This window comes from Agrobacterium sp. BT-220-3, assembly GCF_025910175.1.
GTDB classification, from domain to species: domain Bacteria; phylum Pseudomonadota; class Alphaproteobacteria; order Rhizobiales; family Rhizobiaceae; genus Agrobacterium; species Agrobacterium oryzihabitans.
On sequence record NZ_JAPAIX010000001.1, the window covers coordinates 558,682 to 584,450 of the forward strand.

General features: G+C 59.5%; 27 protein-coding genes. 6 read left to right on the forward strand and 21 right to left on the reverse strand.

The features are described from left to right. Positions 1–73: 73 nt before the first annotated feature. The 7 genes from OK142_RS02945 to OK142_RS02975 all read right to left on the reverse strand — a co-directional run bounded on the left by OK142_RS02945 (position 74) and on the right by OK142_RS02975 (position 5,525). Entirely contained in the window at positions 74–802 is a 729-nt protein-coding gene (locus OK142_RS02945) for a nuclease (protein ID WP_082184110.1), read from the reverse strand. An 86-nt stretch (positions 803–888) separates the two neighbouring features. Next, entirely contained in the window at positions 889–1,422 is a 534-nt protein-coding gene (locus tag OK142_RS02950; RefSeq protein ID WP_498680967.1) for a MerR family transcriptional regulator, read from the reverse strand. A 272-nt stretch (positions 1,423–1,694) separates the two neighbouring features. After that, on the reverse strand, positions 1,695–2,033 hold the full coding sequence (locus tag OK142_RS02955) for an integration host factor subunit alpha (protein ID WP_498680969.1): 339 nt from the start codon (positions 2,031–2,033) through the stop codon (positions 1,695–1,697). Between the two features lie 243 nt (positions 2,034–2,276). Beyond that, positions 2,277–3,248, reverse strand: a complete 972-nt coding sequence (locus OK142_RS02960) for a beta-ketoacyl-ACP synthase III (protein ID WP_082184109.1) — start codon at positions 3,246–3,248, stop codon at positions 2,277–2,279. 4 nt (positions 3,249–3,252) lie between these two features. Next, entirely contained in the window at positions 3,253–4,314 is a 1,062-nt protein-coding gene (gene plsX, locus OK142_RS02965; RefSeq protein ID WP_498680972.1) for a phosphate acyltransferase PlsX, read from the reverse strand. Between the two features lie 99 nt (positions 4,315–4,413). Then, positions 4,414–4,977 (reverse strand): YceD family protein, encoded by a 564-nt coding sequence (locus OK142_RS02970; RefSeq protein WP_498680975.1) that lies wholly within the window; start codon positions 4,975–4,977, stop codon positions 4,414–4,416. Positions 4,978–4,985: 8 nt separating this feature from the next. Further along, the gene (locus tag OK142_RS02975; protein ID WP_498680977.1) at positions 4,986–5,525 is read right to left on the reverse strand and encodes a ubiquinol-cytochrome C chaperone family protein; all 540 of its coding nucleotides are present in this window, start codon (positions 5,523–5,525) and stop codon (positions 4,986–4,988) included. A gap of 270 nt (positions 5,526–5,795) precedes the next feature. Here OK142_RS02975 and OK142_RS02980 point away from each other — a divergent pair, with 270 nt between their 5' ends. After that, entirely contained in the window at positions 5,796–6,326 is a 531-nt protein-coding gene (locus OK142_RS02980; protein ID WP_003496665.1) for an outer membrane protein assembly factor BamE, read from the forward strand. 75 nt (positions 6,327–6,401) lie between these two features. Here the strand turns inward: OK142_RS02980 and OK142_RS02985 are convergent, their stop codons facing one another. From OK142_RS02985 to OK142_RS03045, 13 genes are all read right to left on the reverse strand, one after another. After that, positions 6,402–8,540: a sodium-translocating pyrophosphatase gene (locus tag OK142_RS02985; protein WP_035242648.1), complete on the reverse strand. Its 2,139-nt coding sequence runs from the start codon at positions 8,538–8,540 to the stop codon at positions 6,402–6,404. A 221-nt stretch (positions 8,541–8,761) separates the two neighbouring features. Beyond that, positions 8,762–9,985, reverse strand: coding sequence for an MFS transporter (locus OK142_RS02990; protein WP_498680978.1), 1,224 nt, complete (start codon positions 9,983–9,985; stop codon positions 8,762–8,764). A gap of 21 nt (positions 9,986–10,006) precedes the next feature. Beyond that, positions 10,007–10,504, reverse strand: coding sequence for a transcription antitermination factor NusB (gene nusB, locus OK142_RS02995; protein WP_035242827.1), 498 nt, complete (start codon positions 10,502–10,504; stop codon positions 10,007–10,009). A gap of 4 nt (positions 10,505–10,508) precedes the next feature. Further along, positions 10,509–10,955: a 6,7-dimethyl-8-ribityllumazine synthase gene (ribH, locus tag OK142_RS03000; protein WP_035242828.1), complete on the reverse strand. Its 447-nt coding sequence runs from the start codon at positions 10,953–10,955 to the stop codon at positions 10,509–10,511. A gap of 164 nt (positions 10,956–11,119) precedes the next feature. Beyond that, the gene (locus tag OK142_RS03005; RefSeq protein ID WP_498680980.1) at positions 11,120–11,752 is read right to left on the reverse strand and encodes a LysE family translocator; all 633 of its coding nucleotides are present in this window, start codon (positions 11,750–11,752) and stop codon (positions 11,120–11,122) included. Between the two features lie 216 nt (positions 11,753–11,968). Next, positions 11,969–12,580, reverse strand: a complete 612-nt coding sequence (locus tag OK142_RS03010) for a riboflavin synthase (RefSeq protein WP_498680981.1) — start codon at positions 12,578–12,580, stop codon at positions 11,969–11,971. Beyond that, on the reverse strand, positions 12,580–13,830 hold the full coding sequence (ribD, locus tag OK142_RS03015; protein WP_498680982.1) for a bifunctional diaminohydroxyphosphoribosylaminopyrimidine deaminase/5-amino-6-(5-phosphoribosylamino)uracil reductase RibD: 1,251 nt from the start codon (positions 13,828–13,830) through the stop codon (positions 12,580–12,582). The genes OK142_RS03010 and ribD overlap by 1 nt, the downstream gene beginning before the upstream one ends. 2 nt (positions 13,831–13,832) lie before the next feature. Beyond that, positions 13,833–14,312, reverse strand: a complete 480-nt coding sequence (gene nrdR, locus OK142_RS03020; RefSeq protein ID WP_003496675.1) for a transcriptional regulator NrdR — start codon at positions 14,310–14,312, stop codon at positions 13,833–13,835. 12 nt (positions 14,313–14,324) lie between these two features. Further along, positions 14,325–15,614 carry a serine hydroxymethyltransferase gene (glyA, locus tag OK142_RS03025; RefSeq protein WP_003496677.1) on the reverse strand — a complete coding sequence of 430 codons (1,290 nt, stop codon included), beginning with the start codon at positions 15,612–15,614 and terminating at the stop codon, positions 14,325–14,327. Positions 15,615–15,991: 377 nt separating this feature from the next. Next, positions 15,992–17,323: a L,D-transpeptidase family protein gene (locus OK142_RS03030; protein ID WP_498680984.1), complete on the reverse strand. Its 1,332-nt coding sequence runs from the start codon at positions 17,321–17,323 to the stop codon at positions 15,992–15,994. Positions 17,324–17,698: 375 nt separating this feature from the next. Continuing rightward, positions 17,699–18,208, reverse strand: a complete 510-nt coding sequence (ldtR, locus tag OK142_RS03035; RefSeq protein WP_026363448.1) for a transcriptional regulator LdtR — start codon at positions 18,206–18,208, stop codon at positions 17,699–17,701. Positions 18,209–18,442: 234 nt separating this feature from the next. After that, entirely contained in the window at positions 18,443–18,880 is a 438-nt protein-coding gene (locus tag OK142_RS03040; RefSeq protein WP_003496683.1) for a DUF6163 family protein, read from the reverse strand. A 134-nt stretch (positions 18,881–19,014) separates the two neighbouring features. Then, positions 19,015–20,058: a serine hydrolase domain-containing protein gene (locus OK142_RS03045; protein ID WP_498680987.1), complete on the reverse strand. Its 1,044-nt coding sequence runs from the start codon at positions 20,056–20,058 to the stop codon at positions 19,015–19,017. Between the two features lie 171 nt (positions 20,059–20,229). On the opposite strand from OK142_RS03045, the gene hemB reads away from it, so the two are divergent. From hemB to OK142_RS03070, 5 genes are all read left to right on the forward strand, one after another. Then, positions 20,230–21,243 carry a porphobilinogen synthase gene (hemB, locus tag OK142_RS03050; protein ID WP_498680988.1) on the forward strand — a complete coding sequence of 338 codons (1,014 nt, stop codon included), beginning with the start codon at positions 20,230–20,232 and terminating at the stop codon, positions 21,241–21,243. A 110-nt stretch (positions 21,244–21,353) separates the two neighbouring features. Further along, complete coding sequence (locus OK142_RS03055) at positions 21,354–21,812, forward strand: RDD family protein (RefSeq protein WP_082184101.1); 459 nt, start codon at positions 21,354–21,356, stop codon at positions 21,810–21,812. A 178-nt stretch (positions 21,813–21,990) separates the two neighbouring features. After that, a complete protein-coding gene (locus tag OK142_RS03060) occupies positions 21,991–22,764 on the forward strand; it encodes an arginyltransferase (RefSeq protein WP_498680990.1) in 774 nt (257 codons plus the stop codon). Positions 22,765–22,832: 68 nt separating this feature from the next. Next, on the forward strand, positions 22,833–23,054 hold the full coding sequence (locus tag OK142_RS03065) for an AbrB/MazE/SpoVT family DNA-binding domain-containing protein (RefSeq protein ID WP_216331121.1): 222 nt from the start codon (positions 22,833–22,835) through the stop codon (positions 23,052–23,054). After that, on the forward strand, positions 23,051–23,440 hold the full coding sequence (locus OK142_RS03070; protein WP_498680993.1) for a type II toxin-antitoxin system death-on-curing family toxin: 390 nt from the start codon (positions 23,051–23,053) through the stop codon (positions 23,438–23,440). The genes OK142_RS03065 and OK142_RS03070 overlap by 4 nt, the downstream gene beginning before the upstream one ends. 66 nt (positions 23,441–23,506) lie before the next feature. Here the strand turns inward: OK142_RS03070 and parC are convergent, their stop codons facing one another. Further along, a complete protein-coding gene (gene parC, locus OK142_RS03075) occupies positions 23,507–25,759 on the reverse strand; it encodes a DNA topoisomerase IV subunit A (protein ID WP_498680995.1) in 2,253 nt (750 codons plus the stop codon). Between the last annotated feature and the right edge of the window lie 10 nt (positions 25,760–25,769).

Consider the following 25,769-nt stretch of genomic DNA (forward strand, 5'->3'; position numbering starts at 1 on the left):
ACAAACAGCGTCCAGTCCCAAGCACCGACAGTGCCTCATCTACACAGGACGGGCCGTTTCGGTCAACGGGGCCTTAGCCACACCAGGACTGATTTTTTGCCGAGGCCGGATGCGCCAAACCTTCCCGCACGAGCTGATCGGCGAAGGACACGCCCGACCGTGAAAGGCGTTTGCGTTCCATCGCCTGCCCGCCTGCCGCTCCGGAAGAGGCGACATCGAAGGCGCCCGCATTAAGCAGGTCACGAAGCCTGACCTTGGCAATGAAACCGCGCTGGCGCTCTTCCATGCATCGCGCCCTGTCGATCTGCGGAACCTCGATGCCGGCGAGCTGCATTTTCACGCCCTTCATCCAGAAGGTGTTGCCGTCAGCCACGCAATTGTTCAGCCCCGAGCGGCCGCAAAAGGCAAAGGCGCCGCTTTTTTCTCCGAGTGAGATTTTTTCGACCGAGGGGCGTGTTTCCGGCAGGATAGCGGCAACCTGGCTCTGCTGTGTCGCAGGCGGCATGGCGATCGAGCGGGGCGGCACGGGGCCGTTGCCCGGCAAAACCGGCGATGTGGGCCGAATGGCCGACGCTCTCTCCGGCGCGACGGTCTCGCGTTTCGCAGCAGCAGCCACCTTGGATGACGTTGACGTCGCGGAGGTCGACCTTGCGACTTGCCGCTGCGGCAGAAGGCTGTCGCGATGTTCATAAGCCTGAATGCCACCGGCAACGACGCCCAGCATCAGCACCCAGGGCCAAACGCTCCCGCCGCCGGATTTCTTCGCCGTGCGGCGTCGCCCTGTCGGTTTTCGATTGCTCACGATCGGACTCCTTTATAACGGAGCCGCATTATCGGCCAAAGGAGTTTCCGAAAGGTTGGCGTTATAAAACAGCTGTGGATAAACCGTCAGCGAACCTGATCGAGCAGCCGCTTGCATTCAAGGAGGTCGAACAGCGCTTCCTGCAGCAGCGCACGGTCGTCCTTGCCGATACCCGACTTGCCGACAGATATTTCGGCATCATTATTGCCGCCGCCGAAGCCGAAGAAGCGGCCGCTTGGCTTCGCCTTCGGGCGGCCGACGACCTCGTCCTCATCCGTATCCATCACCCGCGGTTCGGCAACTTCCTTTTCGCCGCTCGCCGCCATGATGGCTTCCATGGTTGCAAGATCGCCAGACGCGATTGCTGCCACGAAACGGTTTCCATTGGCCTTCAGAAGCTTCTGCACACCCTTGATGGTGTAGCCGTGGTCGTAAAGAAGATGACGAATGCCCTTCAGGAGATCGATATCATCGGGGCGGTAATAACGGCGGCCCCCGCCCCGTTTCATCGGCTTGATCTGCGGAAAGCGCGTTTCCCAGAAACGCAGCACGTGCTGCGGCAGGTTCAGCTCATCCGCCACTTCACTGATCGTCCGAAACGCGTCGGGGCTTTTGTCCAAATTTCCACTCCCATCCGGACCCGGAGCGCCTTGCTTAGAGCCGGGCACTGAACAAGAACGCCTCTCGCTCGCTGATCCGTGCATCACAGTTCGCGAAAATCGAACCCGATCCTCGCACCGATGCCCGAAGCGGCAAGATGCCATTTAATAAAATTGATTATGATGCGAGTCGACCGGATTTCAACGGCTTGCACGTTGAAATTCAAGTATGTTCACAGGAAGAATGGGGAAAAAGCCCGCCAGGGGGCAAAAAAGGCTGCGCGACCGCCGGCTCAGGAGCCGGCTTTCTGGCCCTTCTGTTTTGCCTTGCGGGCCGTATGCGCCTTGAGGATTCGCTGTTTCAGCACGTTCGAGGCCTTGAAGGTCATGACGCGGCGCGGCAAAATCGGAACTTCCTCACCCGTCTTCGGGTTGCGGCCGATGCGCTCGTTCTTTTCCCTGATCTGGAATGTCGCGAAGGACGACAGCTTGACGACCTCACCGCGGGTGATCGCGTTGCAAATCTCGTCGATGATCGTTTCGACCAGTTCGGCGGACTCGGTGCGGGACAGCCCGACTTTACGAAACACAGATTCTGCAAGATCTGCGCGTGTCACTGTCTTCCCGGCCATTTTTCCCCACAAACCGTGTCTGAATTTTTCTCTAGGAGCCGCCGAGATTATTTCCCTTGTGGCGACCGGTCAAGCGATTGTTCCAGATTCATTTGAGGCTTTCGGCAATCAGTGCAAGGGCTTAGAGCGACTGATACGGTTTTGACACAGGCGCGGGCCGCTCCAGCGTATCTGACCGGGGCGTGAGGGCGAAAACCACAACCGATTTTGCGCCGACGCCCCGGCAAACGCGGAAATCAATCCTTACCAGCGCAGCAGCACCGCGCCCCAGGTGAAGCCGCCGCCCATGGCCTCCAGCATGACGAGATCGCCCTTCTTGATGCGTCCGTCTGCCGCCGCAACGGCCAGCGCCAGCGGAATGGAGGCGGCCGAGGTATTGCCGTGCTGATCGACGGTGATGACGACCTTTTCCGGATCGATGCCGAGCTTCTTCGCCGATCCGTCAATGATACGCTTGTTGGCCTGGTGCGGAACCAGCCAGTCGAGGTCATCCGCCGTCGTACCCGTTGCCTCGAAGGCCTGCTCGATGACATCGGTGATCATGCCGACAGCGTGCTTGAACACTTCCCGACCTTCCATCCGCAGATGGCCGACGGTGCCGGTGGTGGAAGGTCCGCCATCGACATAGAGCTTTTCCTTGTGAGAACCGTCGGAGCGCAGCTGCGAGGTGAGGATGCCGCGATCATCGGACGTCCCCTCGCCTTCACCGGCTTCCAGAATGATTGCGCCTGCGCCATCGCCAAACAGGACGCAGGTGGTGCGGTCCTTCCAGTCGAGAATACGCGAGAATGTTTCGGAGCCGATCACCAGAACGCGCTTGGCCATGCCGCCGCGAATATAAAGATCGGCGGTCGACACGGCATAAACGAAGCCGGAGCAGACGGCCTGCATGTCGAAGGCGAAACCGTGGGTCATGCCGAGACGGTTCTGGATGTTCACCGCCGTTGCCGGAAAGGTGTTGTCCGGTGTCGATGTGGCCAGAATGATGAGATCGATGTCGTCAGGCGTCAGGCCGGCATTGTCGAGGGCCGCGCGCGCCGCCGCCTCGCCGAGCGAAGCGGTCGTCTCGCCTTCGCCGGCAATGTAGCGCTGCCGGATGCCCGTGCGCTGCACGATCCATTCGTCGGAGGTCTCGACGACCCCTTCGATTTCCCTGTTGGTCATGACACGCTTCGGAAGCGCCGCGCCAAAGCCACGTATGATAGAGCGGATCATTCCGTTATTCCTCGTCAGCCACGAGTGCTTCGGGCGCCGGGGGCGGAAGCCGTCTTGCGTGGTAAATCTTCAGATCGTTTTCAATTTTCGCCGTAAGTCCGTTGTGGACCATGTCGTAGCCGACATCGACGGCGGAAGCAAAACCGATGGCATCCGTGCCGCCATGGCTTTTGATGACAATGCCGTTCAGACCGAGAAACACGCCACCATTGACCTTGCGCGGGTCCATTTTTTCCCTGAGCCCGTCGAATGCGCTTTTTGCCAGGACATAACCGATCTTGGCAAAGAAGCTGCGGGAGATCGCTTCACGCAGAAGCGTGGTGATCTGCCGCGCCGTGCCTTCGGCAGCTTTGAGCGCAATGTTGCCGGTGAACCCTTCCGTCACCACGACATCCACCGTACCCTTACCGATATCGTCGCCTTCGACGAAACCGCGATAATCGATGGTGCCGAGATCGGCCTCGCGAATGAGACGCCCGGCCTCACGCACCTCTTCCTGACCCTTGACCTCTTCGACGCCGACATTGAGCAGGCCGACGGTCGGACGGTCGATATCAAACAGCGCGCGCGCCATGGCGCCACCCATCAGGGCGAAATCGAGCAGTTGCTGGGAATCGGCGCCGATCGTCGCGCCGACATCGAGCACGATGCTTTCGCCTTTCAGCGTCGGCCATATGCCGGCGATCGCCGGACGTTCCACCCGAGCCATGGTGCGCAAACAGAATTTGGCCATGGCCATCAGCGCGCCGGTATTGCCGGCGGAGACGACGACATCCGCTTCACCGAGCTTCACGGCCTCGATGGCGCGCCACATGCTGGAGACGTAACGACCCCGGCGAAGCGCCTGACTCGGCTTTTCATCCATGCTGACCGAGACTTCACAATCGTGAAAGACCGACTTTTCCCGAAGGGCGGGATATTGTGCCAGAATGGGGTCGCATTTGCTCTTCTGCCCGTAGAGCAGAAAAGTTACATCGTTATGCCGTTCAAGCGCCTTGGCAGCACCGGGTATGGCAACATCAGGGCCGAAATCGCCACCCATGACGTCAATCGCTATTCTGATCACTCGTCCCTTATCCTTCTTGCCGCCACTCAAGCGGATTTTGCGCGAAAATACCCGTTCCGGCCTGTGTTACAATAAAATTATTTCAGCCCGGCGGCGCATTCAGTCTTTTTTCCAGTCTTTCAACACGGCGAAAGGCGACGGACGCTTTTCTTCTTCAGGCTCATTTTCGGTCGTATCGGTAAATTCGATATCCGATTTGCGCGGATAGGGATCGATCGCAAGAGCCGCGAATTCCGCAACCGTGGCGCCAACATCAATGCTGTCGCCGGTAAACTGGTCGGGAATGTCAGGGCCATCCGGGTCAAGCACGATCTCGCCCTGCTCATTGGTCACCATTCGCGCCAGCTTTGATCCTTCCGGAACGAAAATATGCTCCACGACCTCGTCGATCTTGCTCGTGACCGGCTCCAGCGTCACCACGCAGGCCTGGGTCACGGTTGCATGCACCTCGCCCCTGATCTTCACGCCATCCTTTTTCCAGCGGGAAACCTGCAACTCCGCCTTCAGATACTCGACGGATACAACATCCCAGAATTTCGCCAGCGCCTTCAGCTCCTCGGCATTGGCTTCGAGACCAATCCTGACGGGATTGGCGGAAATATGACCTACCTTTACGGGATAGGAAAAAGGCAGGTCGTCATTTGCGGCATGTCGCGCGTTCATCGTAAACCTCATTGTCCAGGCAAGGGCAGCGTCAGGCTTCCGGTTGCTATCGTTTCTTCGGAGCAGGCGGAAAGGGCTGAAGATGTTTCCATCATCCAGCCTGCCAGCCCATCCAGCTGCGGCGCCTTGTCGTCTGTCTGCGGATATATATTGCGCCGGAGCGCTGCGGCAAGGGCAACGGGGTCGGATGCATCCAGCGCCGCCGCGTAGGATTCCAGCCGCCCGTAAAACATGCCGGCAAATTTCTTCATCCTTTTCGGCACGCCCTGGTCGCCGATGCCCAGTTCACGGATGGAATGATCGATATCCTGAAAAAAGGCGTCGACGATCTCCTGGGCGATCTCCTGCCCGCTGACGCCGGATGATTTGGTGCGGCGGAAATAGAGAATCATGATGATCGACAGCATCTCGAAACGGCCCATCACCGTGTCGGGAACGCCAAGATCCATGTAAAACGCAGGCGTTCGGGCGGCAGCCGTCAAGGTCGCATATTGCCGGTCGACTATGGCGCGGTTGTTGTTTTTCTTCCTGAACAGCCCGAATATCATCGTTTTTTTCCGAACGTGACCGGTGAATTCGCTTACCGCCCATCGCACTTGTTGCATGATTGTCAAAGCTGGTTTACCGAAGCATCCACGAATTGCAATGCTGTCGCGGTCACGTTCGTCTTTGCGCTGAAACAGTCAAAGAGAACCGGAGGAGTTCCAGAAGGCCGGGAAAGCATTGAATTTGGGGGGTGATCGGGATTTTCCGTCCCCGGATTGACACAATCATGTGCACAGACACTGTGCACCACGCAATGCCGGAAGGTGCCATTCATGATCGCAGTCGGGAAAACGCAGTTGAGCAAGCAGAAATCCGAAAGTCAGGGCAAAATTCTGAGCAAAACGGCCATCGCAATCGTCCTCGCGTCCGGCCTGCTTTCCGCCTGCACCAGCACGACCGATGTGTTCCACAATGGCTACGTCATGGACGACCAAGCGCTCCAGCTGATCCCGGAAGGCTCCAGCCGCGAGCAGGTTCTCCTGACCATGGGCACGCCCTCGACCACGGCGACCTTCGGCAACGAAGTTTTCTACTACATCTCGCAGAAGCGTGTGCGCCGCGCGGCCTTCATGAAGCCGACGCTGGTCGAGCAGAATATTCTCGCGATCTATTTCAACAAGGACGGCGTGATCGAGCGCAAGGCCAATTACGCGTTGCAGGACGGCAAGGTCTTCGACACGATTTCGCGCACCACCCCGACAGGCGGCAAGGATCTGACCTTCCTGCAGCAGCTGCTCTCCGGCGGCACCTCGGGCGCCAATATCGCCAAGAGCATTCTCGGCCAGGGCAACAACACCCCCTGATCGGAAGAAGGAACGGAAATTCAAAGGCCCGGGGATCGCTCCCCGGGCCTTTTTCATTTGTCGGAACCTCAGTTTTCAGTGGGCAAGAACCGCAAGCAGCAGCAGCGCCACGATATTGGTGATCTTGATGGCCGGGTTGACGGCCGGACCGGCTGTATCCTTGTAGGGATCGCCAACCGTGTCACCCGTCACCGACGCCTTGTGGGCGTCCGAGCCCTTGAGGTGGCGCACGCCGTCCTTGTCGATGAAGCCATCCTCGAAGCTCTTCTTCGCATTGTCCCAGGCGCCGCCGCCGGAGGTCATGGAAATCGCCACGAACAGGCCGTTGATGATGACGCCGAGCAGAGATGCACCCAGCGCCGCGAAGGCAGACGCCTTGGAGCCAGAGATGAGCAGCACGCCGAAATAAACGACGAGCGGCGCCAGAACCGGCAGGAGCGACGGAATGACCATTTCCTTGATGGCAGCCTTGGTCAAAAGATCGACCGCCCTGCCATAGTCCGGCTTTTCCGTTCCGGCCATGATGCCGGGTTTTTCCCGGAACTGGCGGCGGACTTCCTCGACGATCGAGCTTGCGGCCTTGCCCACCGCCGTCATCGCGATGCCGCCAAAGAGATACGGAATGAGGCCGCCAAACAGCAGACCGGCAACGACGTAAGGGTTGGCGAGGCTGAAGGAAATCTCGCCAATGTCCTTGAAGTAGGGATAGGTATCGCCATTCGCGGCGAAATAGGACAGGTCGTTGGAATAGGCCGCAAACAGCACCAGCGCACCGAGACCGGCCGAGCCGATGGCATAACCCTTGGTCACGGCCTTGGTGGTGTTGCCGACGGCATCCAGCGCATCCGTCGCCTTGCGCACATCAGGGTCGAGACCGGCCATTTCGGCAATGCCGCCGGCATTGTCCGTCACCGGGCCGAAAGCGTCGAGCGCGACGATCATGCCCGCCAGCCCGAGCATGGCGGTAACCGCGATGCCGGTGCCGAAAAGACCACCCAGCTGGTAGGTGCCGATGATGCCGCCAACGATGACGAGTGCCGGCAGCGCCGTCGATTCCAGCGAGACCGCAAGGCCCTGGATGACGTTGGTGCCGTGACCGGTGACCGATGCCTGGGCGATGGAGTTGACCGGGCGTTTGTTGGTGCCGGTATAATATTCGGTGATGACGACAATCAGCGCCGTCACGACGAGGCCGACGATCCCGCACAGGAAGAGGTTGGTGCCGGTAATTTCCATGCCGGCCACCGTGCCCACCGTTCCCCAGCCAACCGTGGCATAGGTGGCAACTGCGAGGCCGGCGATCGAGAAGATGCCCGTGGCGATGAGCCCCTTGTAGAGCGCACCCATGATGGAATTGTTGGTGCCGAGCTTGACGAAGAAGGTTCCCGCAATCGAGGTCAGGATGCAGGCGCCGCAAATGGCCAGCGGATAGGCCATGGCGCTTTCCAGAATGGGCGTTCCAGCAAAGAAGATTGCCGCAAGAACCATGGTCGCGACAACCGAGACGGCATAGGTCTCGAAGAGGTCAGCGGCCATGCCGGCGCAATCGCCAACATTGTCGCCGACATTATCGGCGATCGTTGCGGGGTTGCGTGGGTCGTCCTCCGGAATGCCGGCCTCGACCTTGCCGACGAGATCGCCGCCGACATCTGCGCCTTTAGTAAAGATGCCGCCGCCGAGACGGGCGAAAATGGAGATCAGCGACGCGCCGAAACCGAGCGACACCAGCGCGTCGATTACCTCACGCGATCCGGGCGCATGGCCCATCACCGAGGTCAGGATGTAATAATAGATGGAGACGCCGAGCAGCGCGAGACCTGCCACCAGCATGCCGGTGATGGCGCCCGACTTGAAGGCGATGTCGAGACCGGCGGAAAGGCTGTGGGACGCCGCCTGCGCGGTGCGCAGATTGGCCCGGACGGAGACGTGCATGCCGACAAAACCGGCAGCGCCCGAAAGCACCGCGCCGATGAGGAAACCGATGGCCGCCATGGACGACAGCAGATACCAGGCGAGAACGGCGACGATCAATCCGACGATGGCGATGGTGAGATATTGACGGGTGAGATAAGCCTGCGCACCTTCACGGATAAAACCTGCTATTTCACGCATACGCTCGTTGCCCTGATCGGCCTCGAGAACGCTTCTGGTTGTCCATACCGCGTAAACCACGGACAGGATACCGCATAAAATTACTATGGGTATTACGGTCATGCGCACTTACCTCCCAAAAAGCCGGGTCTCACTCCCTCCCCGGCGTGGCGAAACCTTGTGCAAGGACGGGGGCGATCGCAAGCGCTCCAGGTCCTGTCGTGGCCATTTGTTCCCCTCCCAAGGAAGAATGACCTGCGCGGCAAGATTGCGTTGGCGAAAGGCGCGGCGTCAAGCCCACAATTTTGCCCGAAACATGAAAGGGGTAGAGCGCGACCGCAATCTCAGGCGGCGTTCCTGCGCGGGGTGAGCAGCAGCGACAGCACGAGCAGGAGGCAAAGCCCCGCAACCGGCCAGATGACGAGGTTCATCACCGACCAGCCCCAGGCCGTGAACACCTTGCCGGACGAGAAGGACGAAAGCGCCACCGTGCCGAACAGCACGATATCGTGGAAGCCCTGTACCTTGTCCGCCTCATGCGGACGATAACTCGAGGTGATGATGGCGGTCGCGCCAATGAAACCGAAATTCCAGCCAAGTCCGAGAAGGATGAGCGCCGCCCAGAAATTCCACAGTTCGATGCCCATATGCGCGACGATGGCGCAGGCCATCAGCACGACGAGACCGGAGGCGACGATTTTTTCGGCTCCGAATCGCGAGATCAGCATGCCGGTGAAAAAGCTCGGCCCGAACATCGCCAGGACGTGCCACTGAATACCGAGGGTCGCGAGTTCGGTGGGGAAGCCGCAGCCGACCACCATGGCGAGCGGTGCGCCCGTCATCATGAAGGTCATCAACGCATAGGAACCGATACCGCAGACCATGCCAGTGACGAAACGGTGTGTCCGCACGATTTCCGACAGGGGCCGCGCCGCCTGCGCATGGGTAGAGGCAGTCTTCGGATCCGGCAATTTCAGGAATGATAGAATCACAATCGAAACGATGCCGAGCGGCACGAGCGCGATGAAAGCACCGGCGAAGGTGACCGGTGCGAAGACGTCCTTGCCGAAGATGGCAAGCTGCGGCCCGACGATGGCCGAGACAATGCCACCCGCCAATATCCAGGAAATGGCTTTCGGCTTGTAGAAGGAGGGGGATGCGTCCGCGGCGGCGAAGCGGATTTTCTGCGTGAAGCCGCCGGAAATGCCAATCAGCAGCAGGCCGATGGCGAATAGCCAGAAATCCGAACGGAAGAGCGCCACCGCAGCGATACCGCCGCCAATCGAGCACATCAGCGCGCCTACCATGAAGCCCGTCTTGCGGCCGAGAAATCGAGAGGCTGCCGCGACGCAGATGGCGCCAAGCGCAACGCCGATGTTGAAGCCGGTCAGCGGTGCGGTGGCGAGCGACTTGTCAGCCCCGAGCAACTGATAACCGGCAAGCGCGCCAACCGAGAAGCTCAAAGGCGCTGCCGATCCCATGATCGCCTGAGCGGCGGTCAGGAGGAAGACGTTGCGCTTCGCCTCGTCCAGTTGAACTTCAAGTCCGGGGACGGAAACGGCGCTCATGTCTTCCTCACCTAACGTATCCTAGCGTTTTGCCTCGCCGCGCACCTGCTTGGCAATGCGATCGAGCACCGCATTCACCAGCTTCGGCTCATCGTGCTCGAAGAAAGCACGGGCGATTTCGACATATTCCGTCACGATGACGGCGACCGGCACGTCCTTGCGCTCGAGAATCTCGAAAGCGCCGGCGCGCAGGATGGCGCGCACGGTAGCATCGAGACGCGACAGTGGCCAGTCTTCCAGAAGTGCGGAGCGCACCAGCGGATCGATCTTCGTCTGGTCGCGGACGACGCCGGAGACGATCGAGCGGAACCAGGAAGGATCGGCCTTCAGATAGGTATCGCCATCGACTTCCTGCCCGAGGCGATGCGCCTCGTATTCGGCCACGACTTCCATCACGCCCGTTCCGCCGACATCCATCTGGTAAAGGGCCTGCACAGCCGCAAGGCGGGCCGCGCCGCGCTGGTTTGCCGGCTTTACCGAAGGCTGGCGCGGTTCGCCGCCATTTTCAACATTCGACATGCGTTCAGCCACCCAGTTTTTTCTTGAGCTCGATCATCGTCAGAGCCGCGCGGGCCGCAAAACCGCCCTTGTCCTTGTCGGAACGGCGAACACGCGCCCATGCCTGCTCGTCATTCTCAACGGTCAGGATGCCGTTGCCGATGGCCAGCGATTCGCTGACGGCAAGATCCATCAGGGCGCGGGACGATTCGTTGGAGACGATGTCGAAATGGTAGGTCTCGCCACGAATGACCATGCCGAGTGCGACGAAACCGTCATATTCCGTGCCGTCATTATCCGCGCCATCCAGCGCCATGGCAATGGCAGCGGGGATTTCGAGAGCGCCGGGAACGGTGATGACGTCATAGGTGGCGCCAGCTTCATCAAGCGCAAATTTTGCGCCTTCGAGAAGAGCATCGGCCATATCGTCATAAAAACGTGCTTCCACGATAAGAAGATGGGGTTTGGACATGGAATTTTCCTGAAAAGGTTCGCGCCGGATCATACCGGCTTTTGCGGCGGTCAAACCACGGCTGGCCGTTCTTGGCAAGTAATTTCATGTATCACCGGCGCAGGAGGACCCGTTTGCGGGGCATTTCGCCGGGTTTCAAGCCTTTCGGCGCCACCCGACAAGAATCAGGTTTTCTGGAAGGCCAGGTGGACGCCGAGCCCCATCAGCACGGTTCCGGCAGCGCGGCGCGCAAGCACCTGCACGGCGCTGGAAAGCTTCAGTCGACCGACCATTGCGCCGGCCAGAAGCACGCCGACCAGATCGGCCGAGGAAAAAATGAAATTGACGGCGATGCCGAGGATCAGCAATTGCAGCCAGACCGGAAAGGCCGCCGCAGGGTCCACGAATTGGGGCAGAAACGCCAGAAAGAACAGCGCGGTTTTCGGATTGAGTACATCGACGATGATGCTGTCGATGAAGGCGCGCCTCGCCGATTTCGGCTCGATGGCCAGATTGACGGCCTCACCTTCAAGCTTGCTGCGCAACATCGAGAAGCCGAGCCAGATGAGATAAAGCGCACCGCACAGCTTAACGGCGAGATAAAGCCACGGTACGGCCTGAAACAGCACCGAAAGCCCCGCCGCAGAGGCGACGATATGGAAATAGCAGCCGACATGGATGCCGAGCACCGCCATAAGCCCGGCAAACCGGCCGCGCGCCATGGTCTGCGCCGCCGCATAAAGCATGGCCGGGCCGGGAATATAGGCAAACAGGGCGGTGGTTATGAAAAAGGCTGTCAGCAGCTCAAAAGACGGCATGTCGAAATCCCCTCACCCGGTTGGCCCCGCTATCGGTACTAGACATGTCTTTATAGCGTTTGCGCCTCAATCGGAAGCTGAGTGCCGGACAACGATTGATGTGTCGCGATTTCGGGTACGTGTAACGTCCCTCCCGTCATTCCGGCCTTGAGCCGGAATGACGGGAGGTGGAAGCGTCAGGCGAACACAATAAAACGCCGAACCTGCCTCCTCGACTTACGCCGAGGGAAATTCCGCAAGTCTGGCGGCATAACGCGCCATGGTGTCGACTTCGAAATTGACGAAATCGCCCGGTTGGCGTTCGCCCCATGTGGTGACGGAAAGCGTATGGCGGATCAAAAGAACGTCGAAATCCGTGCCCTCGACGGCGTTGACGGTCAGCGATGTGCCGTCCAGCGCGACGGAGCCCTTGGGCGCGACGAATTTGGCCAGATGGTCCGGTGCACGCAGGCGGATACGGACCGCTTCGCCTTCCGGCTCTACCGCGAGGATTTCCGCCCGTCCGTCGACATGGCCGGAGACGATGTGACCACCAAGCTCGTCGCCGATCTTGAGCGCGCGTTCCAGATTGACATGCGTGCCCGTCTGCCAGCTGGCGATCGTCGTCAGGCGCAATGCCTCTTCCCAGGCCTCGACCTCGAACCAGCGCTCATTGCTGCCGTCTTCCGGCAGTCTGGTCACCGTCAGGCAGATGCCGCCATGGGAGATCGATGCGCCCATATCGATGGTCTTTGGGTCGTAATTGGTCGCCATCCGCAGACGGATGCCTTCTGCCAGGGCTTCCAGCTCGGACACGGTTCCAACGTCGGTGACAATTCCGGTAAACATCAAAGCGGCCTTTCATAATCGAAGCAGCGATCCGGCCCGTAGGTGGTTTCGCTGACCAGTGCATAGTCGCCCGGAATATCGGCACGGCAGAGCGGCGTTTCAATGCCGCCTTGGCCGATTACGACCGGGCTTTCGAACAGCATGATACGGTCCACCAATCCTGCTTCAAGGAATGATTTTGCGGCAAAAGCGCCGCCTTCGACCAGAAGTTCCGACATGCCGCTTTCGGCGAGAATGTGGAGGAGGTTTTCGAGGGTTGGGGCTTCGAGGATCTGGACGCCGGCGTCGGTCAGGAGTTGACGCTTTGACTCGCGGTTACCCCCCTCTGCCCTGCCGGGCATCTCCCCCTCAAGGGGGGAGATCGGCAAGGGGCTGTCCGATCGTTCAAGTTTCGGTGTTGGTTCACCCTCTCTGGCCATCGATGCATGACCGAGCGGCGCTCCATCGATCTCCCCCCTTGAGGGGGAGATGCCCGGCAGGGCAGAGGGGGGTAACGCCGCGACCGCAACGATTACCGGCACCTCGCGCGCCGTCTTCACCAGCTTCGATGTCAACGGCAACTCAAAATGTCGATCAAGCACGATGCGGACCGGCGAGCGATCCTCTAGACCTTCAACGCGGACCGTCAATTCCGGATCATCGGCAATCGCCGTACCGATACCGACAAGGATGCAATCACAACGCGCCCGGAGCTCATGCACGGCGTGGCGGGCCTGCGGCCCGGTGATCGCCACCTGCCCCTCGCCTCTCCTGCCGATCATGCCATCAGCGGAAATAGCAAGCTTCAGAATCACATGCGGGCGTTTTCTAACCTGACGTGTGAGGTAACCGGCAAGCGCTCGCTCACCTTCACGGCGCAGCAGGCCGGTTTCCACCGCAATGCCCGCATCGCGCAGGATCGTGTAACCGCGCCCCGAAACACGCTCATCCGGATCGTCGACGGCAACCACGACGCGGGCAACGCCGAATTCCACCAGCGCATTGGCGCAGGGTGGCGTCATGCCCCAGTGCGAACAGGGTTCGAGGGTTACGTAGGCGGTAGCGCCGCGTGCGGCTTCGCCGGCCATCTCCAGCGCCTGCCGCTCGGCATGGGGGCGGCCGCCAATCGCTGTTACCGCCTCGGCGATGATTTTTCCGTCTTTTACGAGAACACAGCCAACCGATGGGTTGCTGAGCGTCTGGCCCTGATGGCGAAGCGAAACCTCGATTGCCCGGGCCATGAATCTTTCGTCATCGGCGCGGGTCGTCACGTCTACACTCCGGCGTCCGTATCACGGGCGATCTTGGCGTTGATTTCGGCAATCACGTTCTCGAAATCCTCGGCGTGGCTGAAATCGCGATAGACCGAGGCGTAGCGCACGAAGGCCACGTCATCGAGGCTTTTCAGCGCTTCGAGAACCTGCAGGCCGATTTCTTCCGAGGGGATTTCGGTCTCGCCGGAGCTTTCCAGACGGCGAACGATGCCGGAGACGGCGCGCTCGATGCGGTCGCGATCGACCGGGCGCTTGCGCAGTGCGATCTCGAAGGACCGCACCAGCTTTTCCCGGTCGAAGGGCAGCTTTCGGCCGCTTTTCTTGATGACCATCAGCTCGCGCAGTTGCACGCGCTCATAGGTCGTGAAGCGGCCGCCGCAATCGGGGCAGATGCGCCGCCGGCGGATGGAGGTATTGTCCTCCGCCGGACGCGAGTCCTTGACCTGTGTGTCTTCGGAACCGCAAAATGGGCAGCGCATCGTCATCCTCTCTTACATGTAGGGGTACATCGGGAAACGGTCGGTCAGGCCGACGACCTTTTCACGCACCGCAGCCTCGACGGCGGCATTGCCCTCATCCGAATTTGCAACCTTCAGACCATCGAGAACCTCGACGATCAGCTTGCCGATTTCGCGGAATTCCGCTTCCTTGAAACCACGTGTCGTGCCGGCCGGCGTGCCGAGACGCACACCCGAGGTGACGAAGGGCTTTTCCGGATCGAAAGGAATGCCATTCTTGTTGCAGGTGATGTAGGCGCGGCCGAGGGCTGCTTCCGCCCGCTTGCCGGTGGCGTTCTTCTTGCGAAGGTCGACCAGCATCAGGTGGTTGTCGGTGCCGCCGGAGACGACATCCAGACCGCCTTCGACCAGCGTTTCGGCAAGCGCCTTGGCGTTCTTGACGACCTGCGCGGCATAGTCCTGGAATTCCGGCTGCAACGCTTCACCGAAGGCAACCGCCTTGGCGGCGATGACGTGCATCAGCGGGCCGCCCTGGAGGCCGGGGAAAACGGCGGAGTTGAACTTCTTGGCCAGATCCTCGTCATTGGTGAGGATCATGCCGCCACGCGGGCCGCGCAGCGACTTGTGCGTCGTTGTCGTGGCAACATGGCAATGCGGGAATGGCGACGGATGCTGGCCACCGGCAACGAGACCGGCGATGTGGGCCATGTCGACCATCAGATAGGCGCCGACTTCATCGGCGATCTCGCGGAAGCGCTTCCAGTCCCAGATACGGGAATAGGCTGTGCCGCCGGCGAGGATCAGCTTCGGCCGGGTTTCCTTGGCCTTGCGCTCCACTTCATCCATGTCGAGCAGGTTGTCGCCTTCGCGCACGCCGTAGGACACGACGTTGAACCACTTGCCGGACATGTTGACCGGCGAACCGTGCGTCAGATGGCCTCCCGAGTTTAGATCGAGACCCATGAAGGTGTCGCCCGGCTGCAGGAGCGCGAGGAACACGGCCTGGTTCATCTGCGAACCGGAATTGGGCTGGACGTTGGCAAAGTTGACGCCGAACAGCTTCTTGGCGCGCTCGATGGCGAGTTCTTCAGCAATATCGACGAACTGGCAGCCGCCGTAATAACGCTTGCCCGGATAACCTTCCGCATATTTGTTGGTCATGATCGAACCCTGCGCTTCGAGCACGGCGCGGGAAACGATGTTTTCCGAGGCGATCAGTTCGATCTCGTGGCGCTGGCGACCCAGTTCCTTCTCGATCGCGCCGAAAATATCCGGATCGACTTCGGCAAGCGGACGGGAGAAGAAAGCATCTGTGTTCGACATGGTGAAGGCTCCTGAAACAGTAATGCGATGGCGTCTTAGCGCCCTGCCCGGACAAGAGCAATACGGGCTGCGAGATTTGCCCGTCAAACTGCGACGTTGCGACAAAAAACGACAGTTGTTTTTATGAAAGCAGCGGTGAGAGGAGAAAAAGCCGCACGCGGCGGGGAGGATCAGAGTTGTGAGGAAAGGCGACAAGCTTTCCTCCCGTCATGCCGGACTAGATCCGGCATCCAGCCACGGCGCGTCTGCGCCGTGAAAGGACTCTCTCGCGATCAAGGACTTGATCGCACTGGACCCCGGATCAGGTCCGGGGTGACGGCGTATGAGGGCTACGCCGCACCCTGCGAAGCGCGGCCTTCAATGAAAGCAAAGCCGGATCAGTTGCGCGGCAACAGGTCGTCGTCGACAGCGCCGGCCGGCTGCTCCATGCCGCTCGTGGTGTTGAGCGCCAGTTCGGCGTTGCCATCCTTCTCATAGATATCATCGCGGAACTGCACCACGCCGTCCTTCGCCGACCATGCGGTGATGTAGACGAAATAAACGGGCACTTCCTGCGCCAGCTTGATCGGCGTGTTGACGCGGGTCGCGATGACGCGCTCCATTTCCTGACGCGACCAGCCGGGCGTGTCGCGCAGCAGCCAGCTCGTGAGGTCGCGCACGTTCTGCACGCGCACGCAGCCGGAGGATTCGAAACGCATCAGCTTGTTGAACAGGCCCTGCTGCGGCGTGTCGTGCATATATTCGTTGTTCGGATTGTGGAAGTTGATCTTCGTGGACGACATGGCGTTGATCTTGCCGGGGTCCTGACGGAACATCAGGTTCGGGGCCTTCGGCGCGAACCAGTCAACGGATGTCGGCGACACTTCCTGTCCCTTGCCATCGATGAGGCGGATGTTGTTCCGCTCCAGATAGGTCGGGTCCTTCTGCATCAGCGGCACGATGTCCTTTTCGACGATCGAGCGCGGCGCTGTCCAGTAGGGGTTGAGGATGACCTCATAAATCTTCGAGTTGATGACGTGCGTCGGGCGGCTGGCGCGGCCGACGACGGCCGTGTTGCGCAGGACGACGCGCTCATTCTCAACCGCCTCGATGGCGGCGGCCGGAATGTTCACCATCAGGTGGCGCTGGCCGAGATCGCCAGACATGGACTGGATGCGGACAAGGTTGGTCTGCAGCTGCGCCAGACGGATCTGGGCCGAAACATTGAGGGCCTTGGTCGTATATTCACCGCTGACACCATCGGCCGGAAGGCCGTGGCGTGCCTGGAAGCGCTTCAGGGCACCGTCGACGTAGGAATCGAAGGCGCTGGAAATGCCGGCTTCGCGCGGCAGGTCGCCGGAGACCATCAGGCGCTGGCGAAGCGCCTGCACCGAGGGATCCGAGACGCCGATCTGAAGACGCTGCTGGGTGACGGGCACGTCCGGCCAGCCGCCGTTCTGCACGATCTGCTGATATTGCATGATCGCCTGCTGCATATAGACAGGTGCTTCCCGCCCCAGAACCGGGTTGTTGGAGACGACACCCACGGCGGAACGCGACGAGTTGGCGTCGAACTGGTCATCCCAGTTGCCGCGGCGCGAAGAGCCCATGAGATCGTTAAGCGCGTTCTGCGCAAAGGCAGGCGCGGCAAGCGCTGCGGCACCAACGGAAACGGCAGAGCGCAGAAGCGCACGGCGCGATACGGAATCGGATACGGATTTCTTTGTCATTCTACCTACCAGCCACTCTCTTCGGCATTCTGAACAATGCCTAAATCAATATGATTAACAAACACGTACAACGTGTCTGCCGGCCGGTAATGCTCAACACCCATGATCCGGGCGCTATTGTCTGGCAGAACAGTCGGGACTTGCCACGACAGCAGGAGAAACCGCCGGCTCCTTCACCTTTGCGGGTCCCATATCAATATGGCCAATTCGTGTCACGAGCCTTTTCTCACGAAGCTTTGTATCCCCTGCAAAAAGGGGCGAAGGCCTGGTTTGTGAGCCGGGGTTGACACGCTGAAACGGGGAACGTTCCGAGGCGAATCCGCAAGCCGGAGGCAAAGTCATGCCCCCGGCTTAAACAGTGAAACCGTCGCGGTATTAAAGACGATAGGCGATCGAGTCGTTCCAGAAACGGTCCAGACGCTGCAGCAGCTTGTTCATTTCGGAGAACTCACCGGTGCCGATGCCGCCGACCTTTTCGATCGAGCCGACGTGGCGTTCGTAGAGACGCGCAACGGTTTCGGCGATTTCCTGGCCCTTTTCGGTCAGGCTGATGCGGACCGAGCGACGGTCGACACGCGAACGCTGATGGTTGATGAGACCGAGGTCGACCAGCTTCTTGACGTTGTAGGAAACGTTCGAGCCGAGGTAATAACCGCGTGAACGAAGCTCGCCGGCCGTCAGTTCGGAATTGCCGATATTGAACAGCAGGAGTGCCTGAACGGCGTTGACGTCATCGCGGCCCTGACGGTCGAACTCGTCCTTGATGACATCGAGAAGGCGGCGGTGGAGACGTTCCACCAGATGCAGCGACTCCATGTAGAGCGAACGGATGGTATCTTCATGTGCATCGGCAACAACGGCCTGGGGCTTAACTTTGCTATTGATCATGACTGCCTCACTGTTTTGTTTGGCGGTGTGTTTGTTTGTCTCCCGCCTTGAGTGAGAACCTAATCAATGCGCATAAAATTCTACTTAAAAGCTACGATTAACAAATGGTTACCTGCATTTTTCCAAAGGGGCCAAACTTGTGGCGAAGCGGGAATGGTTCCCAGCCAGTCATTATAAATCAATGGCTTAGCGATAAAATCAGGCCCGAAATCGGGCCGAATTGCTTTATTCTTATGGTAAATCAATTCTTGCGCGCTCTTCATTTTGGCGCTGATCCAGCCAGAAAGCGACCAGAAATAGTATATAAATGGTTGCCACCAGGCCGTGCATCACGGGTACGAGCGTGTTGGCGCCGAAGATATGCGGCCACACCTTGTACATGGCGATCTGAGCGCCCGCCCCCATGACCCACATGACAGCCCCCCAGGAAGCGCCGAGCCAGAGACCGAGCGCCGCGACCGGGAAAATCACCGCAAGCGCGCTGCCCGCCACCCGCCAGGGCAGGTTCAGCATATCGAACCGTCCGTGCCCTCCCAGCGAATATCCCGTCAGCATCGCCCAATATTGCAGGCCGAACCAGAAACAGGAAACCGCGACCAGCCTCATGAAGACCAGAAAGAGGATTTCCGTAAGCGGACGCTTCGGCAGAGGTTGAGAATCAGGTTCCATGGCCGGAAGATACGGTCTCGACGGGCGGGCGACCAGCCCATATTGAATTCGGTGGTTCGTCTTGTCAAAGCAGCAAGGCCCATTTGCGACAGGTGTGGAACCGCTGGACCTTTAACGGGCCGCGCCTTCTTTCTCTAGAAGGTCAGGGCAATGCGCACCAGCAGGCGATAGGCAAGACTGCGCGGCACCATTTGGTTGACAGTCCCGGCGATGTAGAGATCGCGGTCCGGCACATAAAACAGCATAGTCCCGAAGACGCCGGAATGCCCGATCATGGCGGGTACCCGAAAGAAAGGCGACTGCCAGCGCGGAATGCTGAACCGCATGACACCGATGCCATAGGAAAGAGGCACGAATGGCGAGAAGATCGAGCGCCATTGTGCCGTCATCCCCATGAGGCTGGTTTGGGGAAACAGCTCACCCCCGATGAAAGCGCGCAGAAACCGGATCTGGTCCCGCATGGTCGAGACGATGGCGCCTTCGGCGGCAAACGAAGCCAGGGCTTTGGGAGTATGCAGAGGCGTGTTTCGATACATAACCGCTGCGACATCGCTATAGCGATCAAGCGTCGCAGGCGTAAAGAGCCAGGTATCCTTCAGCGCCAACGGCTGAAAGATACGGTTGCGCAGCGCATTTTCATAAGAACAACCCGCCAGAATTTCGACGATGCGACCGAGCAGCATGTAGTTGGTGTCGCTGTAGAACGCCTTTCCCGGCGTGGAGGGCGCAAAGCGAGCCTTCATGCAACGGGAAATGGACAGGAGTTCCTCGAAGTTCCAACCCCTGTCTGCCTTGAGCAGATCGGCGAGGACCGTTTCTCCGTCCGGCCGCTTCTGCTCGAAATAATCCGGAATGCCGGAGGTATGGGCCAGAAGTTCACCGATCGTGACCTGCGATCCGAAATCATGTCCACCCTGAATATTGAGACCAGCCATCATCTCGCATCCGAGCAGATCCGAGGCGCGGGCATCTAGTGTGAGCTTGTGCTCCTCGCACAGCTGGACGATCAAAGCTGCCGTGAACAACTTGGTAATGCTGGCGATGAAATAAGGCCGCTGCTCGTCGCCGAGCCGCCAGGAAAATCCGGTGGACCGTTGCTCGACTGCCAGGGAAAGTCCCGCAACACTGGACGAAAGGGCATATCCAGCCGCGATCCGCTCAAGCTTCGTCGTTTGCATCTATCACTCCTACTGGCCTGTTCCGCCAGGTTTGCACAATCGACCGTGTCAACTCCCGGCAACGCCGCAATATTCCCCAACACCATTGCAGAAAAATTGTCGCATTCGCATCGTGCGCCCTCCGTGTTATGGAGCTTTCCAGAATGGGCGGGATACGAAGGATATTCTTACATGCAGGACAAAACGCATCTGGTCGACGAGATAACCGGCCATCGTCGCATGCGCCGGAACCGAAAGGCGGACTGGACGCGGCGTCTGGTTCAGGAAAGCCGCCTGACCGTCGATGATCTTATCTGGCCGGTCTTCATCGTGCCTGGAAGCAATATCCTCGATCCCATTCCGGCGATGCCCGGCGTCAGCCGGATGAGCGTCGACAGGCTGGTCGAAGCGGCGAAGGAAGCCGCCGATCTCGGCATTCCCGCAATCGCGACCTTCCCGAATATCGAGATGGACCTGCGTGACGAAACCGGTTCGAACGCGCTAGAGGCCAACAACCTCATCAATCAGGCGACCATCGCGGTCAAAAAAGCCGTTCCAAATATCGGCATGATCACCGACGTCGCGCTTGATCCCTTCACCAGCCATGGGCATGACGGCATTCTGCGCGGCGACGAGATCGTCAATGACGAGACCGTGGAGCAGGTCGTCAAAGCGGCGATCCTTCAGGCGGATGCCGGTTCGGACATTATTTCGCCGTCGGAGATGATGGATGGCCGCATCGGCGCCATCCGTCGCGGTCTCGATGCGGCCGGGCATCAGAATGTCGGCATCATGGCCTACGCCACGAAATTCGCCTCCGGTTATTACGGTCCCTATCGCGAGGCCATTTCCACGGCGGGACTGCTGAAGGGCGACAAGAACAGCTACTATATCAGCCCGGCCAACGGCATGGAGGCGATCCGCGACGCCGCGCTCGACGTTGAGGAAGGCGCTGACATGCTGATGGTCAAACCCGGCCTGCCCTATCTCGACATCTGCTGGCGGCTGAAGGAGAATTTCGGCCTGCCGACCTTCGCCTATCAGGTGTCCGGCGAATATACCCAGATCAAGGCCGCGGCCATGCAGGGCTGGATCGACGGGGAGCGCGTGATGATGGAAACGCTTCTCTGTTTCAAGCGTGCGGGCTGCGATGGCATCCTGACCTATTTCGCCATCGAGGCCGCACGCAAACTCGCAAAGGGCTGACAGGCTACACGAAAGCTGGCGCTTATTGTATTCGGTCGTTTGCTTCCCATATTGTCTGCTGACACGGCATATGTGCCGAGCTGTCAGAACCTCTCAGGAGAAAACGACCGATGAACCTCGACCAGAACCCCACCTATATCGCACCGGATGACTGGCGCGCCTATAGCGGCGTCCTGAGCCGGCGCGTCTTCGCGTTCCTGATCGATTATGCGATCGTTCTCCTGCTGTGCATTCCGGCGGCCGTGATTGTCTTCTTTCTCGGCGTGATCACGCTGGGTCTCGGCTTCTTCCTCTATCCGGCGCTGTTCGTCATCGTGGCGGTGCTTTATTTCGGCATGACGCTCGGCGGCCCATCGCAGGCCACGCCCGGCATGCGGGCGATGGGTATAGCGATGGCGCGCATGGACGGACGGCGAATCGATTTTCTTCTTTCGACCGTTCACATCGTGCTTTTCTGGGTCATCAACTCGGTTCTGACCCCGTTGATTCTGCTTGCGGGCCTTTTTACCGAGCGCTCGCGCCTCGTTCATGACTTCCTGCTTGGCACCGTTATCGTCAGAACGCGCTGATATTGCCGAAAGCCACGTAAACGTGGCTTTCATATCAGGCAAATGCCGTATCTCGCAGTTGACGTTTTCCGGCATTTTGCCATTCTGTGACATTATGCTTGTCGCTTGAAGCGCCGCCGCCAGCCCCGTGAAATCGCGGCGCGCTTTCATAACAGACGCAGGAGGCGATCACGGTTCGATGAACACGCAGGCGACGCCCTCTCCCCAATTCTATCTTACGGCACCGGCCACCTGCCCCTACCTGCCGAACCAGATGGAGCGGAAGGTCTTTACGCATCTGGTCGGCCCGCGTGCGTCGGAAATGAACGACCTTCTGACCCAGGGCGGTTTCAGGCGTTCGCAGAACATCGCCTATCGCCCGGCTTGCGAAAACTGCCGCGCCTGCGTTTCCGTGCGCATCTTGACCGAACAGTTCCAGCCGACAAAATCTATGCGGCGCGTTCTCTCCACCAACAGGGATGTCGTCGCCACCGTCCACGCCGCCGAGCCCTCCACCGAACAGTTCTCGCTGTTTCGCCGCTATCTCGACCACCGGCACCAGTCAGGCGGCATGTCCGACATGTCAGCGCTGGATTATGCGATCATGGTCGAGGATACGCATGTGAACACCCGCATCATCGAATACCGCGTGCGCGAACCGGGCTCCGGCATTGATGCCAGCAAGCGCGGCGAGCTTCTGGCCGTGGCGCTAAGCGACGTGATGAGCGACGGGCTGTCGATGGTCTATTCCTTCTTCAACCCCGATCTCGAAAAACGCTCGTTGGGCACCTTCATGATCATGGACCACATCACCCGCACCCGCGCGCTCGGCCTGCCACACGTCTATCTCGGCTACTGGGTCGATGGTTCGGAAAAGATGGGATACAAGACGCGCTATCATCCGCAGGAGCATCTGACACCGCGCGGGTGGGAGGTTTACACGCCATCCGGCGAGGCAGGCGATAAAGTCTGACGATGCACCTGCCCGTTGAATGACAAAACCTCATGTGTTATAACATCGTTATAACAGGAGTTAGCGTCATGAATGTCACAATCCGCAAGATCGGTAATTCCGAAGGTATTATCATTCCTAAGGAAGTCTTGGATCGCATGGGCCTCAAGACGGGCGACACACTTGCCATCGAAGAAAAAAACGGCGGCTTTGAGCTGCGTGTTGCTGACGCGGATTTCGCACGGCAGCTCGATCACGCACGTGTCTTTATGGACAAATACAAAGTTGCCTTGAAGAAACTCGCCGAATGACGGACTTCATCTTTCTTCGAAGCAACATCGTCAAGCAATTACATGTCATGCAAATAGAGCGTTTTGGCGGCGTTCATGGCCTGCGTGATGAAGGTATACTCGAATCCGCTCTGCACCGACCGATAAACAAAGCGGGTTATGGTGCAGACGATCCGTGTGAACTTGCTGCAGCTTATCTCTTTGGACTCGCACGCAATCACGCCTTTATCGATGGCAACAAGCGGATCGCCATCGTTGCCGCCGGTGTTTTTCTGATGGAAAACGGCTACATGATAGAGACCGACGAAGCTACTCTCTATACTTTCGTTCTGAACGTCGCCGCCGGTGAAATAGACGAGGAAGGCGCATGTCTTTTCCTCAAAGACCACGCCGTCCCATTTGCCTAAGCGGAAACGCCGCATATCATTTCGATACGCGGCGCTTTTTCGATATCCCATCAACGTCGGACGGATTTACCCGCCAAACTTCCCGCTACGCGGAAAACCCTTTGGCACAGTGCGGCCAACGGTGGCGCGGTCGGCCAGCCATTCGCGCAATTCTTCGCCAACCTTGGTAAAGAGACGCCCGGCCGTGTCGGACCAGCTCAAGCCATCCGCGAGCGCGAAGCATTTCACGTCCACGACACCGCCATCCTTGTAGCGTTGCAGGCGCACGCCCTTGCCGCGCGACATTTCCGGCACCTGCGACAGCGGGAAGGCGAGCAGCTTGCGGTTTTCGCCGACGACGGCGACATGGTCGCCCGTGACCGGCACCGCGAGCTTCGCTTCATCGGGCATGGAGACATTCATGATCTGCTTGCCCTTGCGGGTATTGGCGACCATTTCGCTTTCGGCCACGATGAAGCCGTTGCCTGCGGTCGAGACAAGGAGAAGCTTGCGGGACGGATCGTGGACGAAGGCCGTCAGGATGTCCTGATCGTTCTCCATGTCGACCATGATGCGGATCGGCTCGCCATGGCCGCGACCGCCCGGCAGCTTGTCGGCGCCGAGCGTATAGGCCTTGCCGCCCGTCGTCAGCAGCAGCAGCTTGTCCGTCGTCTGCGCCGGGAAGGCAAGCTTCGGGCCGTCGCCTTCCTTGAAGGTGAGCGACGACGTATCGGACATGTGTCCCTTCAGCGCCCTGATCCAGCCCTTCTGCGAAATGACGATGGTGACCGGTTCCTTTTCGATCATCGCCTGCTGGATGGCCTCGATATCGGCATCCGGCGCATCCGCAAACTGCGTGCGGCGACGGCCGATCTCGGTTGCCTTGGCATATTTCTTTTTGACTTCGCCAATTTCCCAGGCGACCGTCTGCCACTGCTTTTCATCGGCGGCGAGCAACCCCTCGATTTCGGCCTTCTCGTTGCTGAGTTCATCGAATTCCTTGCGGATTTCGAATTCTTCCAGCTTGCGCAGATTGCGCAGCCGCATGTTGAGGATGGCTTCGGCCTGATTGTCGGTGAGCGACCATTTCGCCATCATCACCTGTTTCGGCTCGTCCTCTTCGCGGATGATACGGATCACCTCGTCGAGATTGAGGTAAGCGACGAGCAGGCCGCCGAGAATTTCAAGCCTGCGGTCGATGGCCGCGAGACGGTGGCGGGAACGGCGGACCAGCACGTCCTTGCGGTGCGCCAGCCATTCGCTCAGCACCTCGTTCAGCGCCATCACCTTCGGCACCTTGCCAAGCGACAGCACGTTCATGTTGAGTGGCAGGCGGCTTTCGAGGTCGGACAGGCGGAACAGGGATTCCATCAGGAGCGTGGCGTCAACGGTGCGGCTCTTCGGCACCAGCACGATGCGCACGTCTTCGGCGGATTCGTCTCTGACATCCTCGAGCAGCGGTAGCTTGCGGGCAAGCAGCAGTTCGGCGATCTTTTCGATCAGGCGCGACTTCTGCACCTGGAAGGGGATTTCGGTGATGACGATCTGATAACCGCCGCGTCCGAGATCTTCCGTTTCCCATTTGGCGCGCACGCGAAAACCGCCGCGACCCGTCTTATAGGCATCGAGAATATTCTCGCGGCTTTCGACAATAACACCGCCGGTCGGCAGGTCGGGGCCGGGAATGAATTCCACAAGCTTTTCCACCGATGCATCCGGATGCTTGATGAGATAAAGCGCCGCATCGCAAAGTTCGTGCGCATTGTGCGGCGGGATCGATGTCGCCATGCCCACGGCGATGCCGGAGGCCCCGTTGGCAAGCAGATTGGGGAAGGCGCCCGGCAGAACGACGGGTTCTTCGTCTTCCTCGTTATAGGTGGCGCGGAAATCCACCGCGTCCTCGCCAATGCCCTCCAGCAGCAGCGCCGCCACATCGGTCATGCGCGCTTCGGTGTAACGATAAGCAGCGGCGCCGTCGCCATCGATGTTGCCGAAATTGCCCTGCCCGTCCACGATCGGATAACGCTGCGAGAAATCCTGCGCGAGACGCACCAGCGCATCGTAGACCGACTGGTCGCCATGCGGGTGGAACTTACCGATCACGTCGCCGACGATACGGGCGCATTTCTTGAAGGCCGAGTTGGGGCGGATGCCCATCTCGCTCATGGCGTGGATGATGCGGCGGTGAACCGGCTTCAGGCCGTCGCGCACATCCGGCAGCGCACGATGCATGATCGTGGACAGGGCGTAAGCGAGGTAGCGCTCTTCAAGCGCCGCCTTCAAATCGACCGGATGAATGTTATCGTCTCCGCCTGACGGAGGTACAAGATTTTTTCCCATGGTGCTTGAC

Bases quoted from the DNA above. Each gene is read 5' to 3' on its own strand.
- OK142_RS02990 (WP_498680978.1), bottom strand. From the start codon at position 9,985: ATGAGCGCCGTTTCCGTCCCCGGACTTGAAGTTCAACTGGACGAGGCG.
- glyA (WP_003496677.1), bottom strand. From the start codon at position 15,614: ATGTCGAACACAGATGCTTTCTTCTCCCGTCCGCTTGCCGAAGTCGAT.
- parC (WP_498680995.1), bottom strand. From the start codon at position 25,759: ATGGGAAAAAATCTTGTACCTCCGTCAGGCGGAGACGATAACATTCAT.
- OK142_RS03045 (WP_498680987.1), bottom strand. From the start codon at position 20,058: ATGCAAACGACGAAGCTTGAGCGGATCGCGGCTGGATATGCCCTTTCG.
- OK142_RS02980 (WP_003496665.1), top strand. From the start codon at position 5,796: ATGATCGCAGTCGGGAAAACGCAGTTGAGCAAGCAGAAATCCGAAAGT.
- nrdR (WP_003496675.1), bottom strand. From the start codon at position 14,312: ATGCGCTGCCCATTTTGCGGTTCCGAAGACACACAGGTCAAGGACTCG.
- OK142_RS02955 (WP_498680969.1), bottom strand. From the start codon at position 2,033: ATGGCCGGGAAGACAGTGACACGCGCAGATCTTGCAGAATCTGTGTTT.
- OK142_RS03010 (WP_498680981.1), bottom strand. From the start codon at position 12,580: ATGTTTACCGGAATTGTCACCGACGTTGGAACCGTGTCCGAGCTGGAA.
- OK142_RS03030 (WP_498680984.1), bottom strand. From the start codon at position 17,323: ATGACAAAGAAATCCGTATCCGATTCCGTATCGCGCCGTGCGCTTCTG.
- OK142_RS02975 (WP_498680977.1), bottom strand. From the start codon at position 5,525: ATGATATTCGGGCTGTTCAGGAAGAAAAACAACAACCGCGCCATAGTC.
- OK142_RS03005 (WP_498680980.1), bottom strand. From the start codon at position 11,752: ATGCCGTCTTTTGAGCTGCTGACAGCCTTTTTCATAACCACCGCCCTG.
- nusB (WP_035242827.1), bottom strand. From the start codon at position 10,504: ATGTCGAATGTTGAAAATGGCGGCGAACCGCGCCAGCCTTCGGTAAAG.
- OK142_RS03065 (WP_216331121.1), top strand. From the start codon at position 22,833: ATGAATGTCACAATCCGCAAGATCGGTAATTCCGAAGGTATTATCATT.
- hemB (WP_498680988.1), top strand. From the start codon at position 20,230: ATGCAGGACAAAACGCATCTGGTCGACGAGATAACCGGCCATCGTCGC.
- ribH (WP_035242828.1), bottom strand. From the start codon at position 10,955: ATGTCCAAACCCCATCTTCTTATCGTGGAAGCACGTTTTTATGACGAT.
- OK142_RS02985 (WP_035242648.1), bottom strand. From the start codon at position 8,540: ATGACCGTAATACCCATAGTAATTTTATGCGGTATCCTGTCCGTGGTT.
- OK142_RS03060 (WP_498680990.1), top strand. From the start codon at position 21,991: ATGAACACGCAGGCGACGCCCTCTCCCCAATTCTATCTTACGGCACCG.
- OK142_RS03055 (WP_082184101.1), top strand. From the start codon at position 21,354: ATGAACCTCGACCAGAACCCCACCTATATCGCACCGGATGACTGGCGC.
- OK142_RS02970 (WP_498680975.1), bottom strand. From the start codon at position 4,977: ATGAACGCGCGACATGCCGCAAATGACGACCTGCCTTTTTCCTATCCC.
- OK142_RS02960 (WP_082184109.1), bottom strand. From the start codon at position 3,248: ATGATCCGCTCTATCATACGTGGCTTTGGCGCGGCGCTTCCGAAGCGT.
- OK142_RS03070 (WP_498680993.1), top strand. From the start codon at position 23,051: ATGACGGACTTCATCTTTCTTCGAAGCAACATCGTCAAGCAATTACAT.
- OK142_RS03040 (WP_003496683.1), bottom strand. From the start codon at position 18,880: ATGGAACCTGATTCTCAACCTCTGCCGAAGCGTCCGCTTACGGAAATC.